Annotated in this window: 12 protein-coding genes; all 12 read left to right on the top strand. The window is 49.2% G+C overall.

Annotation, left to right across the window (positions count from 1 at the left end):
- Positions 1–8: 8 nt before the first annotated feature.
- The 12 genes from QL234_RS14720 (at position 9) to accA (ending at position 15,439) form a co-directional block, all read left to right on the top strand.
- A complete protein-coding gene (locus QL234_RS14720; protein ID WP_281558581.1) occupies positions 9–875 on the top strand; it encodes a phosphatidate cytidylyltransferase in 867 nt (288 codons plus the stop codon).
- Positions 876–879: 4 nt separating this feature from the next.
- Positions 880–2,106: a 1-deoxy-D-xylulose-5-phosphate reductoisomerase gene (gene ispC, locus QL234_RS14715; protein ID WP_281558580.1), complete on the top strand. Its 1,227-nt coding sequence runs from the start codon at positions 880–882 to the stop codon at positions 2,104–2,106.
- Position 2,107: 1 nt separating this feature from the next.
- Positions 2,108–3,463 carry a sigma E protease regulator RseP gene (gene rseP, locus QL234_RS14710; protein ID WP_281558579.1) on the top strand — a complete coding sequence of 452 codons (1,356 nt, stop codon included), beginning with the start codon at positions 2,108–2,110 and terminating at the stop codon, positions 3,461–3,463.
- Positions 3,464–3,492: 29 nt separating this feature from the next.
- Positions 3,493–5,937 (top strand): outer membrane protein assembly factor BamA, encoded by a 2,445-nt coding sequence (bamA, locus tag QL234_RS14705; RefSeq protein WP_281558578.1) that lies wholly within the window; start codon positions 3,493–3,495, stop codon positions 5,935–5,937.
- Positions 5,938–5,982: 45 nt separating this feature from the next.
- Positions 5,983–6,501 (top strand): OmpH family outer membrane protein, encoded by a 519-nt coding sequence (locus tag QL234_RS14700; RefSeq protein WP_044833342.1) that lies wholly within the window; start codon positions 5,983–5,985, stop codon positions 6,499–6,501.
- Between the two features lie 21 nt (positions 6,502–6,522).
- A complete protein-coding gene (gene lpxD / locus QL234_RS14695) occupies positions 6,523–7,548 on the top strand; it encodes a UDP-3-O-(3-hydroxymyristoyl)glucosamine N-acyltransferase (protein WP_281558577.1) in 1,026 nt (341 codons plus the stop codon).
- A gap of 152 nt (positions 7,549–7,700) precedes the next feature.
- Positions 7,701–8,153 (top strand): 3-hydroxyacyl-ACP dehydratase FabZ, encoded by a 453-nt coding sequence (gene fabZ, locus QL234_RS14690; RefSeq protein WP_044833367.1) that lies wholly within the window; start codon positions 7,701–7,703, stop codon positions 8,151–8,153.
- 15 nt (positions 8,154–8,168) lie between these two features.
- Positions 8,169–8,939 carry an acyl-ACP--UDP-N-acetylglucosamine O-acyltransferase gene (gene lpxA, locus QL234_RS14685; RefSeq protein WP_281558631.1) on the top strand — a complete coding sequence of 257 codons (771 nt, stop codon included), beginning with the start codon at positions 8,169–8,171 and terminating at the stop codon, positions 8,937–8,939.
- Between the two features lie 34 nt (positions 8,940–8,973).
- Positions 8,974–10,146, top strand: coding sequence for a lipid-A-disaccharide synthase (lpxB, locus tag QL234_RS14680; protein ID WP_281558576.1), 1,173 nt, complete (start codon positions 8,974–8,976; stop codon positions 10,144–10,146).
- 186 nt (positions 10,147–10,332) lie between these two features.
- Positions 10,333–10,920 (top strand): ribonuclease HII, encoded by a 588-nt coding sequence (gene rnhB / locus QL234_RS14675; RefSeq protein WP_281558630.1) that lies wholly within the window; start codon positions 10,333–10,335, stop codon positions 10,918–10,920.
- Positions 10,920–14,432 carry a DNA polymerase III subunit alpha gene (gene dnaE, locus QL234_RS14670; protein ID WP_281558575.1) on the top strand — a complete coding sequence of 1,171 codons (3,513 nt, stop codon included), beginning with the start codon at positions 10,920–10,922 and terminating at the stop codon, positions 14,430–14,432. The genes rnhB and dnaE overlap by 1 nt, the downstream gene beginning before the upstream one ends.
- A gap of 50 nt (positions 14,433–14,482) precedes the next feature.
- The gene (accA, locus tag QL234_RS14665; RefSeq protein WP_281558574.1) at positions 14,483–15,439 is read left to right on the top strand and encodes an acetyl-CoA carboxylase carboxyl transferase subunit alpha; all 957 of its coding nucleotides are present in this window, start codon (positions 14,483–14,485) and stop codon (positions 15,437–15,439) included.
- Positions 15,440–15,498 lie beyond the last annotated feature (59 nt).

Here is a 15,498-nt window from a genome sequence, read left to right as displayed (position 1 = left end):
ATCATAGCTTGTTAAAGCAAAGAGTCTTAACTGCATTAGTGCTGGCACCATCGGCAATTGCGGCGATATTTTATCTGCCGCTTGATTTATTTGCCGGTCTGCTGCTGCTTATTATGTCAATCGGTGCCTGGGAATGGGGGCCGCTAATGGGCTTCGATCAAAAGGTGCGCCGGTTATTGTTTGTGCTGACAAACGTGCTACTGATCAGCGCTATTTGGCATTTTCTGCCGCCGCAGCAATTGTGGCTGGATAAAGATACCCTGCAACAGCCGGTGCAGCTGTTACTCTGGCTGTCGCTGGCCTGGTGGGCGTTATCGGCGATATTAACCTTTTTATATCCCAAATATAGCGGTTTCTGGTCCAGTCACCGTTCGGTGCGCGGCATTTTTGGCTGGTTGACCTTAGTACCTACCTGGCTGGCGTTTATGGTGATCCGCTCCAGTGAATACCAGGCAGATCATTACCACGGCGCGCAATTGCTGATGGTATTGTTTCTGATGGTATGGAGCGCCGATATCGGCGCCTACTTCGTCGGTAAGGCGGTAGGTAAGCATAAATTACTGCCCAATGTCAGCCCGGGTAAAACCCTGGAAGGCTTTTTCGGTGGCGTGGCATTTGCCTGTATTTTAGTATCAAGTGCCGGTTATATCATGGACTGGAATGCCAAACAATTTGCCATTATCTTGCTGGTGACGGCAATTATCACCACCATTTCCGTGCTGGGGGATTTAAACGAAAGTATGTTTAAGCGTCAGGCGGGGATAAAAGACAGCGGCTCTATCCTGCCGGGTCATGGCGGTATTTTGGATCGTATCGACAGCTTAACCGCAACCGCGCCGATATTTGCCCTTTGTTACGCGCTGATAGGCTGGTGATCCCGTGGTAAAACATCAATTATGTATCCTGGGTTCAACCGGCTCTATCGGCGTGAGCACCCTGGATGTGGTGCGCCGCCATAGCGATAAATTTTCTGTGCTTTCATTATCTGCCCATGCCAGTGTCGATAAGATGCTTGAGCAATGTCTGGAATTTAAGCCTAAACAGGTAGTCATGGTTTGTGAGTCGGCGGCTAAACGGCTTGCTGAAAAATTATCCTCACAAGGACTGCCTGATACCCAGGTGCTGTCGGGGCAACAGGCGTTAGTGGATATCGCCGGCGCCCAAGAATCAGATACCGTGATGGCGGCCATTGTCGGCGCCTCAGGTTTAATGCCGACCCTGGCGGCGGTCAAAGCAGGTAAGCGGGTATTGCTGGCCAATAAGGAAGCCCTGGTCACTTCCGGCGCTATCTTTATGGACGCGGTAAAAGCGTCCGGCGCCCGGTTATTACCGATAGACAGCGAACATAATGCCATTTTCCAGTGTTTGCCGGAAAGCGTGCAGCAGGCACCGGGCAATAGTCAGTTGGCAGATTGCGGCATTCGGAAAATTTTGTTAACCGGCTCCGGCGGCCCTTTTCGCACCCTGGATAACGACTTGCTACCCAGTGTGACCCCGGAGCAGGCCTGTGCCCATCCCAACTGGGACATGGGACGTAAAATTTCGGTGGATTCTGCCACCATGATGAATAAAGGGCTGGAGTTTATTGAAGCCAAATGGCTGTTTAATGTCACGGCGGACGATATCCAGGTAGTTTTGCATCCGCAAAGTACCATACATTCTATGGTGCAGTATAAAGACGGCTCGGTACTGGCCCAGATGGGCAACCCGGATATGCGCACCCCTATTGCCCATGCGCTGGCTTATCCCGAGCGGATTGAAGCGGGTGTTGCCGATTTAGATTTTTTCAGTGCGGCGGCTTTTGAATTCCAGGCGGTGGACTTTGTCAAATACCCCAACCTCAAGCTGGCCATCGATGCCTGCCGCGCCGGGCAGGGGGCTTGCACCGCCCTAAATGCCGCCAATGAAGTAGCGGTGGAGGCTTTCTTAAACGGTGAGCTGAAATTTACTGATATTTTCACAATTAATGAAACTTCTGTGAATAAGTTTGTCTCAGAAGAAATAGCCAATATTAATGATGTTATTGCTTTAGATCGCCGGGTAAGGGAATATGCTAGGAGTCTGTTGACGGCGATAAAACACCCTGCTGAGGGGAGAAATATTTGACATGATTGATTTTATCTGGAATTTAGGCTCTTTTATCGTAGCCCTGGGCATCCTGGTAACCATACATGAGTACGGTCATTTTTGGGTGGCCCGTAAAAACGGCGTAAAGGTCGAGCGCTTTTCCGTCGGTTTTGGTAAAACCTTGTGGCAAACCACAGATAAACACGGCACCGAATTTGTTGTTGCCTTAATTCCCCTTGGCGGTTATGTCAAAATGCTCGATGAACGGGTTGATGATGTCTTGCCGCAAGATAAGGATAAAACCTTTAACAGCAAATCCGTTTACCAGCGTATTGCCATTATTGCCGCCGGCCCTTTTGCCAACTTTGCTTTTGCCATTTTTGCCTTTTACCTGATGTTTTTAATCGGCGTGCCCAGCGTTAAGCCGATCATCGGTGATATTGAACAGGGTTCTATCGCCGCAAAAGCAAACTTGCCGGTGAAGTCGCAAATCGTCGAAGTGGCGGGGCGTGAAACCCTGGATTGGCAGGACGTGAACTTATCCCTGGTGGCGGAAATCGGCAGTGACTCGATAGAAATTAAAAGTAAAGCCGACGACCGGGTAAAACCCGATACTTATGTGCTGGCAACGCAGGATTGGCAGTTCGCACCGGAGAAAACTTCCGCCCTGACAAGCCTTGGCATTACCCCGTTTCGCCCGCATGTCTCCACCGAGCTGACCGTGGTTGCCCCGGACAGCCCGGCGGCAAAAGCCGGGTTACAGGTTGGGGATGTGCTTGAAGCCATTAATGGCGAAAGCGTTAACAATAACTGGTATCAATTTTCTAAAAAAATTGCCTTATATCCCAATCAGCAAGTACAACTGACCATCAAGCGTCAGGGAAGGCAGCAGCAAATTGACGTTTTACTGGGCGCTCGCAAGCGCGGCGGGGAACCAATCGGTTATTTAGGTGTCTCACCCAAGTCAGCACCCTGGCCTGAGCAATATAAAATTGATATTAGCTATGGTCCGATAGATGCCATAGGTGAGAGTGTCAACAAGACCTGGGAACTTGTGGTGCTGAGTTTTGATATGATAGGCAAGTTAATTACCGGCGATGTTTCGGTGAAAAACTTAAGTGGCCCGATTGCCATAGCCCAGGGCGCAGGTAACAGCGCCGGCTACGGCATAGTCTACTTTTTAGGCTTTTTGGCGCTGATCAGCATTAATTTAGGCATTATTAACCTTTTGCCCTTACCGGTACTTGATGGCGGGCACTTACTCTATTATCTTATAGAGCTTTTAACCGGCAAGCCGGTTCCTGAGAAAGTGCAGCAAGCGGGTTTTAAATTTGGGGCCATAGCGTTACTGGGATTGATGAGTATAGCGTTATTTAACGATCTATCGCGGCTTTAACTAAAAGAAGTAAATTAAGTTAACATTCTATGATAATTAAAAAAATTGCCCTGGCCGTTTTATTAGGCGCGTTAGGAACAAATGTACAAGCAGCTGAAGAATTTCAGGTTGAAGATATTCAGGTTAAGGGATTGCAGCGGGTTGCCCTTGGTGCGGCTTTAACCCATATTCCTTTTAATATCGGCGATACCCTTAATGAGTTTCGTATCTCCCAGTCCATTAAAGCCCTTTACCGCTCAGGACATTTTAGCGATATCTCTGTCTCCCGTGACGGTGACCGGGTTATTTACCGGGTGCAGGAGCGCGCTACCATCAGTGATATTATTTTTGATGGCAACAGCGATTTAAAAGACGAGCAATTGATTGAAAGCCTGGACGGCAGCGATATCCGCGTCGGGGAAACCCTGGATAAAACCGTGATCTCCGGTATCGAGCAAGGTCTTGAAGACTTTTACCACAGTGTCGGTAAATATAATGCCGATGTTAAAGCCGAAATTACCCATTTGCCCCGTAACCGGGTTAATTTGAAATTTGTTTTCAGCGAAGGTGATGCGGCGGCGATCCAGCAAATCAATATTGTCGGCAATGAAGTGTTCAGCGATGAAGAATTGCTTGAGCGTATCGAGCTGACCTTTGATTCCCCCTGGTGGGATTTTATGGCCCAGGACAGGTACCAGAAGCAGACCCTGCAAGGGGATATGGAAACCATCAGCAGTTATTATTTAGACCGCGGTTATCTGCGTTTTAAAATGGACTCGACCCAAGTATCGATGACGCCGAATAAAGAGTCTGTCTATATTGCCCTCAACGTCACCGAAGGTGAGCAATATACCGTAAGTGAAGTGGACTTTATCGGCGATCTGGCCGGCTTTGACAATACCATACGCGCCATCAACCCGTTAAGCAAAGACAAGTTATATAACGGCGCGGAAGTCACTTATACCGAAGAACTGATCAGCAAGTTCCTTGGCCGTTACGGCTACGCCTACCCTAAAGTCGTGACGATTCCGGAAATCAACGATGAAGATAAAACCGTTAAATTATCTATCTCGGTGGATCCCGGTAAACGTATTTATGTTAACCGCATCAATATCAAAGGCCATAATGTGACCGCAGACCGGGTTATCCGCCGGGAAATGCGTCAGATGGAAGGTGCCTGGTTATCCAATTCCCAGGTAGAAAGTTCCAAAGCCTGGATTGCCCGCCTGCCTTATGTGGAAACGGTAGAGTTTGAAACCAACCAGGTGCCGGGTGAAGACGACCTGGTGGATGTCGACTTTGATGTGAAAGAGCAGGCTTCCGGCTCCTTTACCGCAGGTATAGGTTACGGCTCGCAGACCCAGTTAAGTTTAAATGCCGGTATCCAGCAAAACAACTTCCTGGGCACGGGTAACCGATTGGCTTTTAATATCAATACCGTCAGTTATTCCCGCAGTATCAGTGTCTCATATACCGACCCTTACTTTACCGTGGACGGTGTTTCCCTTGGCGGACAGATTTATTACAACGAATTTGATGCCGGCAGCGCCAACCTGGAAAAATATGAGAATCAGACCTATGGTATCGGGGTTAACCTTGGCTTTCCAATCGATGAATATGTCCGTCTGAATTTTGGTATCGGTTATAAGAGCAACGGTATTACCCGTTTGCAGTCTTATGAGCAGATCCAGAGCTTCTATGATATCTACTCAAACCCGGATAAGCCGGATGAAAAGCTGACCTTTGAAACCTTTGACCTTTCGGCCAGTATTTCCCGCTCCACCCTGAACCGGGGTACCTTCCCGACCGCTGGTTCCAGACAGAGTTTAAGTGCTAAGATCACCACGCCAAACTCGGATGTGAATTACTTTAAGTTTAATTTAGATACCAAGTGGTATTTTCCGTTAAGCCGGGATCAGCGCTGGAGCGTGTTAACCAGATTCCAGGCGGGATATGGTAACGGTTACAGCACGGTGGGCGAGCATGATCAGTTGCTGCCGTTCTGGGAAAACTTCCGTGCCGGTGGTTCCGATACCTTAAGGGGCTTTGAGTCCAATATCGTGGGTCCGCGCGCCGTTTATCGTCGTGGAACGGTTGTTGACGGTATCGTATTGGGGCCGGACGAAGATTTTATCACCATCTCACCCCGCTCGGTCGGTGGTAACGCCATGGCAATCGGTGGTGTTGAGCTGATAGTACCGACGCCGTTTTTAGATGAAGGCATGGCCAACAGCGTACGCAGCAGTTTATTTGTTGATGTCGGTAATGTCTGGGATACAGAATTTAACCTTGACGATTATCGAGATTTAGATGAGGATGAGTTCCTGAAAATCAAGGATTTCTCGGATCCAGGCAGTTTTAGAAGCTCTGCCGGCCTGTCGGTCCAGTGGTTATCCCCTATGGGGCCGATGATCTTTAGTTTTGCAAAAGCACTGAAAAAAGAAGATGATGACGACACCAGCTTCTTTAGCTTTAACATAGGTAAAACTTTTTAAATAACTGATCCGGATTCAGTAACAATAATTAATTAGGAGAAAACGTTGAAAAAACTTATTAAATCTATTGCCATGACGGCTGCGGCTTCTGGAATGTTATTAGCCAGCTCGGCGATGGCGGCAGATCAAAAAATTGCCGTGGTAAACTTCCAGGAAGTGATGAGCCAGATCCCACAAACGGCAGCGGTTATGCAAAGCCTGGAAGCGGAATTTAAAGATGAAAAGGCGGTATTGGCCCAGTTAGAGTCTGATATTAAATATAACCAGGAAAAGAAAAAGCGCGACAGCTCTATCATGAGCAAAAAAGAGCAGGAAGACCTGGATAAGAAAATCGCCGAGTTATATCAAGAGTATCAAACCAAAGGTAAGGCGTTCCAGCAAAAAACCGGTTTACGTCAAAATGAAGAAACCAATAAGATCATCGCTCTGGTTCGCCAGGCCATCGATGGCATTGCTGCCAAAGGCAAATACGATCTGATCATCGAGCAAAAAGCCGTGGTTTTCTCAAAGCCTGACGCGAGCATTACTAAAGAAGTTGTTGAGCAAGTCAGCAAGTTGAAGTAATAAGCTCGGATGAAAGTTCGGATGAATTATACACTTGCTGAATTAGCGCAAAAATTAGGGGCAAAGGTGAGCGGTGACGAAACCGTCACGGTAAGCAGCCTTGCCACCCTTGAAGGCGCACAGGCAGGGCAGATTGCTTTTCTTGCCAATAGCAAATATCGCCAGTCCCTGGCGGGAACCAAGGCCAGTGCCGTTATCCTGGCGGAAGACACCTTAGCGGATTGTCCCACCAATGCCCTGGTGATGGCAAACCCCTATATGGGTTATGCCCTGGTGGCCCAGTTACTGGACAGCACGCCTGCCCCGGCAAAAGACATCCATGCTTCGGCGGTGATTGATGAAAGTGCTGATATCGGCGAAAATGTTTCTATCGGCGCCAATAGCGTGATCAGCGCCGGGGTCACCCTGGCGGATGGCGTGAATATCGGTGCCGGCTGTTTTGTCGGTGAAAATGCTGTTATCGGTGAAAATACCCGGTTATGGGCCAATGTCAGTATTTACCACCAGGTACGTATGGGACAGGGCTGCTTGGTGCAATCGGGCAGTGTGATAGGCTCCGACGGCTTTGGTTATGCCCCAAATAAGGGCCAGTGGTTGAAAATCCCCCAGTTAGGCACGGTTGTTGTCGGTGATCGGGTGGAAATTGGCGCCAGTACCACAATTGATCGCGGCGCTTTGGAAAATACTGTGATCGGCGACGGGGTTATTTTAGATAACCAGGTGCAAATTGCCCATAATGTTATTATCGGTGACAATACCGCTGTTGCCGGTTGCAGCGTGATTGCCGGCAGTGCCGTGATAGGTAAAAATTGTACCATCGCCGGTATGGTTGCCATTAACGGCCATATGGAAATTGCCGACGGTTGTGTCTTTACCGGCAGGGCCATGGTCACTAAAGCCATCAAGGAGCCCGGGGTTTATTCTTCCGGTATGCCTTGTATGCCCAATAAAGAATGGAACAAAACCAACGCCAGGATCAAAAAGTTAGATCAAATGGCGCAGCGTATTAAAACGCTTGAAAAAGAACTTGCTGAAATTAAAAAGTAGCAACACACTTAAAATGCTTTAACGCGCGAAAGTAAGACCCGGCAGCGCCAATAACGCTTGTTTATTGGCCCCCGGGTTTGTCTTTACTGACTGGCATTTTGTGCCGTTTCCCGCGATTAACGTCCGTATTAAATTTAAAAAGAGTAAATAATTTGGAATCCCAAAAAAACGTTATTGATGTCGAAGAAATTCAGACATTGATCCCGCATCGCTATCCGATGTTATTGGTTGACCGGGTGTTGGATTACCAACCGGGAAAATGGCTACATGCCATTAAGAATGTGACTATCAATGAGCCGGTTTTTACCGGACATTTTCCCGACTTTGCTATCTTTCCCGGCGTGATGATCCTGGAAAGCCTGGCCCAGGCGACCGGCATCTTAGGTTTTAAATCCACCGAGGGAAGGGAAGACAAAGAAATGTATTTGTTTGCTTCCATCGATAATGCCAAATTCAAAAAGCCTGTAGTGCCCGGAGATACCATGCATTTGCATGTTGAATTTATCAAAGAGCGTCGTGGTATGTGGAAGTTTTATGGCGAAGCGAAAGTTGACGGCAAAGTCGTGTGCTCCGCCGATCTTATGTGTGCAAGAAGAGCGTTATAAACTGTGACTACTAGTATGATTCATGAACAGGCTATTATCGAACCGGGGGCCGTGATAGGCAAAAATGTCACTATTGGTCCCTGGAGTTATATCGGCAAAGACGTGGTGATCGGTGATAATTGCGAGATTCACTCCCATGTCGTGATCAAGGGGCCGACCCGGCTCGGCGCCGGCAACCGTATTTTCCAGTTTGCCAGTATCGGCGAAGATTGCCAGGATTTAAAATATGCTGGCGAGCCGACCGAGCTGGTGATCGGTGATAATAATGTTTTTCGTGAATCCTGCACTATCCACAGGGGCACCATACAAGATAACAGCCTGACACAAATAGGTAGCAACAATTTGTTTATGGCCTATACCCATGTTGCTCATGACTGTGTGGTCGGCAATAACTGCATTATGGCAAATAATGCCTCGATTGCCGGGCATGTCCATGTCGGTGATTATGCCATTTTAGGCGGCATGTCCGGGGTGCACCAATTTTGTCATATCGGCGCCCACAGTTTTGTTGCCGCCAATGCCTTGGTATTAAAAGATGTTCCTCCCTATGTGATGGCCTCGGGCCACGGCGCCGCGCCTTTTGGCTTAAATGTTGAAGGGCTGAAACGCAGGGGCTTTGAAAAAAGTGATATTTTAGCGATCCGCCGGGCTTATAAAGAAGTTTACCGTAAGGGACTGACGGTGGAAGAGGCTCTGCTGGAAGTTGACAAGCTGGCGGAGGCAACGGCAGCGGTTAAGGATTTTGCCGATTTTATTCGCAACTCCGGCCGCGGTATCATTCGTTAAACTTTATCCTAAGACTTATCATTATAAATAACATATGAATTCTTCTGAACTTCAGGCTCGTCCTGCCGATTCACCGGCGCCGGTTTTCGCCATCGTTGTCGGTGAACATTCCGGGGATACCTTAGGGGCGGGATTGATCTCGGCGTTAAGGAAAACCCACCCAGAGGCAAAGTTTGTCGGCATCGGCGGACCAAAAATGCTGGCGCTGGGCTTTGAAAGCCTGTACTCGATGGAAGAGCTGGCGGTGATGGGCATAGTGGAAGTGCTCGGGCGTTTGCGTCGGTTATTGCATGTGCGTAAAAGCTTGGTCCAATACTTTACGACAAATAAGCCGGATGTTTTTATCGGCATCGATGCCCCAGACTTTAACCTGGGGTTGGAAGAAAGGCTCAAACAAACCGGGATCCCCACGGTACATTATGTTAGCCCTTCGGTATGGGCCTGGCGGGAAAAGCGTATCTTTAAAATTGAGCGCGCCACCAATATGGTGCTGGCGCTATTACCCTTTGAAAAAGCCTTTTACGATAAGCACCAGGTCCCCTGTACCTTTGTTGGCCATTCTCTGGCAGACGATATTCCCCTGACTTCGGATAAAGCGCAGGCCAGGGACGAACTTGGCCTGGAAACGAAGGGAAAAATCCTTGCCCTGATGCCCGGTAGCAGGGGCGGGGAATTATCCCGTCTGGTGCCGGTGTTTTTACAAAGTGCGCAACTATTGCTGGCGGAAGATCCGAAACTCACTTTTGTCGTGCCTATGATCAGCGAACACAGGGCGGAGCAGTTCAGGCAGTTGCACCAGGAGCACGCGCCGGACTTACCCCTGACGTTAATTGTTAATAAAACCCAGCAGGTGATGGCCGCCAGTGATTGCCTGTTGATGGCATCGGGTACCGTAACTTTAGAAGCAGCACTGATCAAACGACCTATGGTGATCACCTATAAATTTAATGTCCTGACCTACCTGTTGGGGAAATGGCTGGTGAAATTGAAATGGTTTTCTCTGCCTAACCTGTTGGCCAACCGGGAGTTGGTACCGGAATTACTGCAGCAACAGGTGACTACTGATAATATCCTGCCTTTGTTAAAAGAGCGTTTATACCAGGATCAGTCGCAGCTTAATGATACTTTCACCGAGATTCACCATACGTTAAGACAGGATGCCAGTGCGCAAGCGGCAAAAGCCGTATTGACCTTAGTTAAAAAGTAAAACACTATGGCATGCAGGGCGCTTTGTGCTTTATTAAAAGCGGGCCTGATAAGTCATGATGATTCGTAATTTGTAATTCCCAAGTAAAGCCGGCTTCCCCCAGGCCGGCTAAGATAAAACCGGACAGATAACACCATGAGTAAAACGGCAGCAAAAAAAACTCCTTTACCTGATTTTGAATATCCCGTGGCCTATTGTATCGCCGGGGTGGATGAAGTCGGGCGGGGGCCTTTGGTAGGGGATGTCGTGACCGCCGCAGTTATCCTAGACCCGGACAATCCGGTTGAAGGCTTAATGGACTCGAAAAAACTGTCGGAAAAAAAGCGCAGTATACTGGCCGAAGAAATTAAAACCCATGCCGTTGCCTGGGCCATCGGCCGGGCGACACCGGAAGAAATTGATACCCTGAATATTCTGCATGCCACCATGCTGGCCATGCAGCGGGCGGTACAGTCGCTTGAGGTGCAACCGGATCATGTGCTGGTGGACGGCAACCGCTGCCCTAATTTTGGCATTGAAAGCCAGGCGGTGGTGAAAGGGGATGCCAGGGTGGCGGAAATCAGTGCCGCCTCTATCCTGGCAAAAGTCGCCCGGGATGAAGAAATGATCGCCCTGGATAAATTACACCCGGAATATGGCTTTGCCCAGCATAAGGGCTACCCGACCAAGGCCCATTTGGAAAACATCGTAAAATTCGGCGTGCTGGACTGTTACCGGCAAAGCTTTAAGCCGGTGGCCAATGTGCTGGCCAGCAGTAAAGGGGGACAAGGCTAATGTCAGAACTTAGCCCGGAAGTTCCCGCTCAGGTTGAGCCGAAATTTGTCCATTTGCGCATCCACAGCGACTTTTCCATGTGTGATGGCCTGAAAAAAGTTAAACCCATTATCGCCAAAGCGACGGAATTGAACCTGCCGGCATTGGCGCTGACAGATCAAACCAATTTATGCGGCCTGGTGAAATTTTACCACGGCACCCATGGCGCCGGCATTAAACCGATCATCGGTGCCGATTTTTGGGTGAAAAGTGATGAGCTTGAAGATGAGTTATCACGGCTGGTGATCCTCAGCGCCGATAATACCGGCTATAAAAACCTGACTGAACTCATTTCTAAGGCTTACCTGCGCGGCCATATCCAGGGGCGGGCAGTGATTGATAAGGCATGGCTGATTGAACATGCCGAGGGGCTTATTTTACTGTCCGGCGGCCGCGAAGGAGACATAGGCAAGGCGCTGCTTAAAGGCAATCAGGAAATGGTGGCCGACATGCTGGCCTTTTATCAGCAGTATTTTGCCGATCATTTTTACCTTGAGCTGATACGTACCGGCCGTGATGATGAAGAGAATTACCTGCATCTGGCGGTGGAACTTGCCAGTGAGCATATGCTTCCTGTGGTGGCCACTAACGAGGTGATGTTCTTATCGCCGGAAGATTTCGAGGCCCATGAAATTCGCGTTGCCATCCATGATGGTTTTACCCTGGATGATAAACGGCGCCCGAAACGTTATAGCCCCGAGCAGTATCTGCGCTCTGAACAGGAGATGTGTGAGCTTTTTGCCGATATCCCCGAAGCCCTGGCGAACTCGGTCGAAATTGCCAAAAGGTGTAATACCACAGTACGCCTTGGGGAATATGTATTGCCTGACTTCCCCACGGAAGGTTTATCGATTGAAGATTATTTAATTAAAGTTTCCGAAGAAGGTCTGCAAGAACGCTTAGAGTTTTTGTTTGATAAAGACGCCCCCGACTTTGCCGAAAAACGTAAACCTTACGATGAACGTTTAGCGGTGGAGCTGGAAGTTGTCAATAACATGGGATTCCCAGGTTACTTCTTGATCGTAATGGAGTTTATTCAGTGGAGTAAGGATAATAATATTCCGGTGGGACCGGGACGGGGTTCAGGTGCGGGTTCTTTAGTTGCCTATGCCCAGAAAATTACCGATCTGGATCCGCTTGAATACGACTTGCTTTTCGAACGTTTCTTGAACCCTGAGCGGGTTTCGATGCCGGATTTTGATATCGACTTTTGCATGGATCGGCGTGATGAAGTTATCGACCATGTTGCCGAGCTTTATGGTCGTGACGCGGTATCACAAATCATTACTTTCGGTACCATGGCGGCGAAAGCCGTTATCCGGGATGTCGGCCGGGTATTGGGTCATCCTTATGGTTTTGTTGATCGTATCTCGAAACTGATCCCGGGGGATCCCGGTATGACATTGGCAAAAGCCTTTGAAGTGGAGCCGAAATTACCCGAAGTTTACGCACAAGACAGTGAAGTTAAAGACTTAATTGATATGTGCCGTATCTTGGAGGGTACTACGAGAAACGCCGGTAAGCATGCCGGGGGGGTAGTGATATCCCCCACCACGATCACGGATTTTGCCCCTTTATATTGTGATGAAGAAGGTAATAACCCGGTTACCCAGTTCGATAAAAATGATGTTGAAGATGCCGGCCTGGTAAAATTTGACTTTCTCGGTTTAAGAACGCTGACGATATTGCAATGGGCAATAGAGATGGCGGATGAAAAACTGTTAAAGCAAGGCAAAGAGCCGATTGATATCGCCAGTATCGACCTGGAGGACAAAAAAAGCTTTGACCTGTTATTAAAGTCGGAAACAACTGCGGTATTCCAGCTGGAATCCAGCGGTATGAAATCCCTGATCGCCAAGCTGAAACCGGATTGCTTTGAAGATATTATCGCTCTGGTGGCCCTGTTCAGGCCGGGGCCGCTGCAATCGGGCATGGTTGATAACTTTATCGAACGTAAGCATGGCCGGGAAGAAATCAGTTACCCGGATGCCACCTGGCAGCATATCGACTTAAAACCGATTCTTGAACCTACCTACGGCATTATCCTGTATCAGGAGCAGGTAATGCAGATTGCCCAGGTGCTGGCGGGTTATACCTTAGGCGGCGCGGACATGCTGCGCCGGGCCATGGGTAAGAAAAAACCGGAGGAGATGGCCAAACAAAGGGCGGGCTTTGAAAAAGGTGCCGTCGATCGCGGTGTTGACGGCGAGCTGGCGATGAAAATTTTCGACCTGGTGGAAAAGTTTGCCGGCTATGGTTTTAACAAATCCCACTCTGCCGCCTATGCCCTGGTGTCCTATCAAACCCTGTGGATGAAAGCCCATTATCCGGCGCCCTTTATGGCGGCGGTTATGTCGGCGGATATGGATAATACCGATAAAATCGTCACCCTGGCAGATGAATGCGACAATATGGGTATTCCATTGTTGCCGCCGGATGTCAATGTCGGCCAGTATAAATTTACCGTCAATGACGATAATGAAATCGTCTATGGTATCGGCGCCATCAAAGGGGTAGGGGAAGGCCCGATCGAAGCCATTATCAGTGCCCGCCAAGAAGGCGGTCCTTTTGTCGACTTATTTGATTTTTGCGCCCGGCTGGATTTGAAAAAAACCAATAAGCGGGTACTGGAACGTCTGGTCAAAGCCGGCGCCATGGATAATCTCGGCCCGCACCGGGCGGCGCTGATGGCGAGCCTGCCGGAAGCCATTAAAGCGGCGGAGCAACATGCCAAGGCGCAGGCGCTCGGGCAAAACGACCTTTTTGGTTTGATCAACGAAGAGCCGGATGATAACCGCCAGGCATTTAAAGACGTGCCCCCCTGGCCGGAAGAAGTCTGGCTCGATGGTGAAAAAGAAACTTTAGGTTTATATTTAACCGGGCACCCGATTAACCGCTATCTGGCGGAGATCAAGAAATATGCCTCAGGACGCCTGGTGACCATGCAGCCCACCGGCAAAGACAGATCGGCGGTAGCGGTCGGCCTGGTGATCGGGGTGCGGGTGTTGGTGAATAAGCGCGGCCGGCGCTGGGCCCTGGTGACCCTGGATGATAAGAGCGCGCGCATGGATGTTCGCCTGTTTCCCGACGATTATGATCGCTTTGCCGAACTGCTGGTAAACGATGCTATTTTGGTCTGTAGCGGACAGGTCAGCTTTGATGAATATTCAGGTGGTAATACAATGACCGGCCGGGATATAATGACGATTGCTGATGCCAGGGAAAATTACGTTTCTTCTTTGGATATTCAAGTTGTTAGATCAGCGATACAAGACGATTTTATTGCAAAATTTACTCAGGTACTGTCCCCCTATAAGGACGGTACCTGTCCGGTTCGGGTATTTTACCAGCGCGAAGAGGCGCAGGCGATGCTGGAACTTGGCGTACAGTGGCGGGTTACACCGGCGGATATGTTGTTATACGAGCTGAAAACTTTGCTTGGCGATGACAACATTGCCCTACGATTTAAATAAGCGTTACCAGCTTTGGGCTGGTACAAAAAAATTCAGGTAAAAAGAAACATATGTCATTAAATTTTTTAGACTTTGAGCAACCTATTGCGGAACTTGAAGCGAAAATTGAAGAGCTGCAACTTGTGAATACGGGCCAGGAGCTCAACCTTGATTTGGAAGAGCAAATCACCCAGCTCAAGGAAAAGAACAACGAGCAGACCAAGAAAATCTTTGCCAATCTCGACCCCTGGCAAACCGCCCGTGTCGCCAGGCACCCGCAGCGTCCCTATACCCTGGACTATTTGCCGCGTATTTTCACTGAGTTTGATGAACTGGCGGGTGACCGCGCCTATGCCGACGATAATGCCATTGTCGGCGGCACCGCGCGCCTTGACGGCAAACCCGTGATGGTTATTGGCCACCAGAAGGGACGCTCTACCAGTGAAAAAGTGAAGCGTAACTTCGGCATGCCGAGACCGGAAGGTTACCGTAAAGCCCTGCGTTTAATGGAAATGGCCGAGCGTTTTAACATGCCGATCATTACCTTTATCGATACTCCGGGCGCTTACCCCGGGGTTGGCGCCGAAGAGCGCGGCCAAAGTGAAGCCATCGCCCGCAACTTAAAAGTGATGGCGCGTCTGACCGTGCCTATCGTTTGTACCGTGATTGGTGAAGGCGGCTCCGGCGGCGCCCTGGCAATCGGTGTCGGCGACCGGGTCAACATGTTGAAATACTCCACCTACTCGGTGATTTCTCCTGAAGGTTGTGCTTCTATTTTATGGAAAACGGCGGAGAAGGCCTCAATGGCGGCAGAAGCCATGGGCATTACCGCCAGTCGTATTAAAGAGCTTGAGCTGATTGATAATATTGTTGAAGAGCCTTTAGGTGGTGCACATCGGGATATGGATCAAATGGCCGCCTTACTGAAGCAGGCGATCAAAACCGACCTGGTGGCACTTGAAGGCTTATCCCAGGAAGAGCTGATCGAACAACGTTATCAGCGCCTGATGTCTTACGGCTATTGCTAAGCTAAATTAAGCTAAGCCAAGCCCAAACTCCATGACGGCTATTCTTACCATGAATAGCC

It is taken from the genome of Thalassomonas sp. RHCl1, from assembly GCF_947387555.1.
Classification (GTDB): domain Bacteria; phylum Pseudomonadota; class Gammaproteobacteria; order Enterobacterales; family Alteromonadaceae; genus Thalassomonas.
Note: the sequence above shows the minus strand (reverse complement) of the source record. Positions and strands in the feature narration are given on the sequence as shown.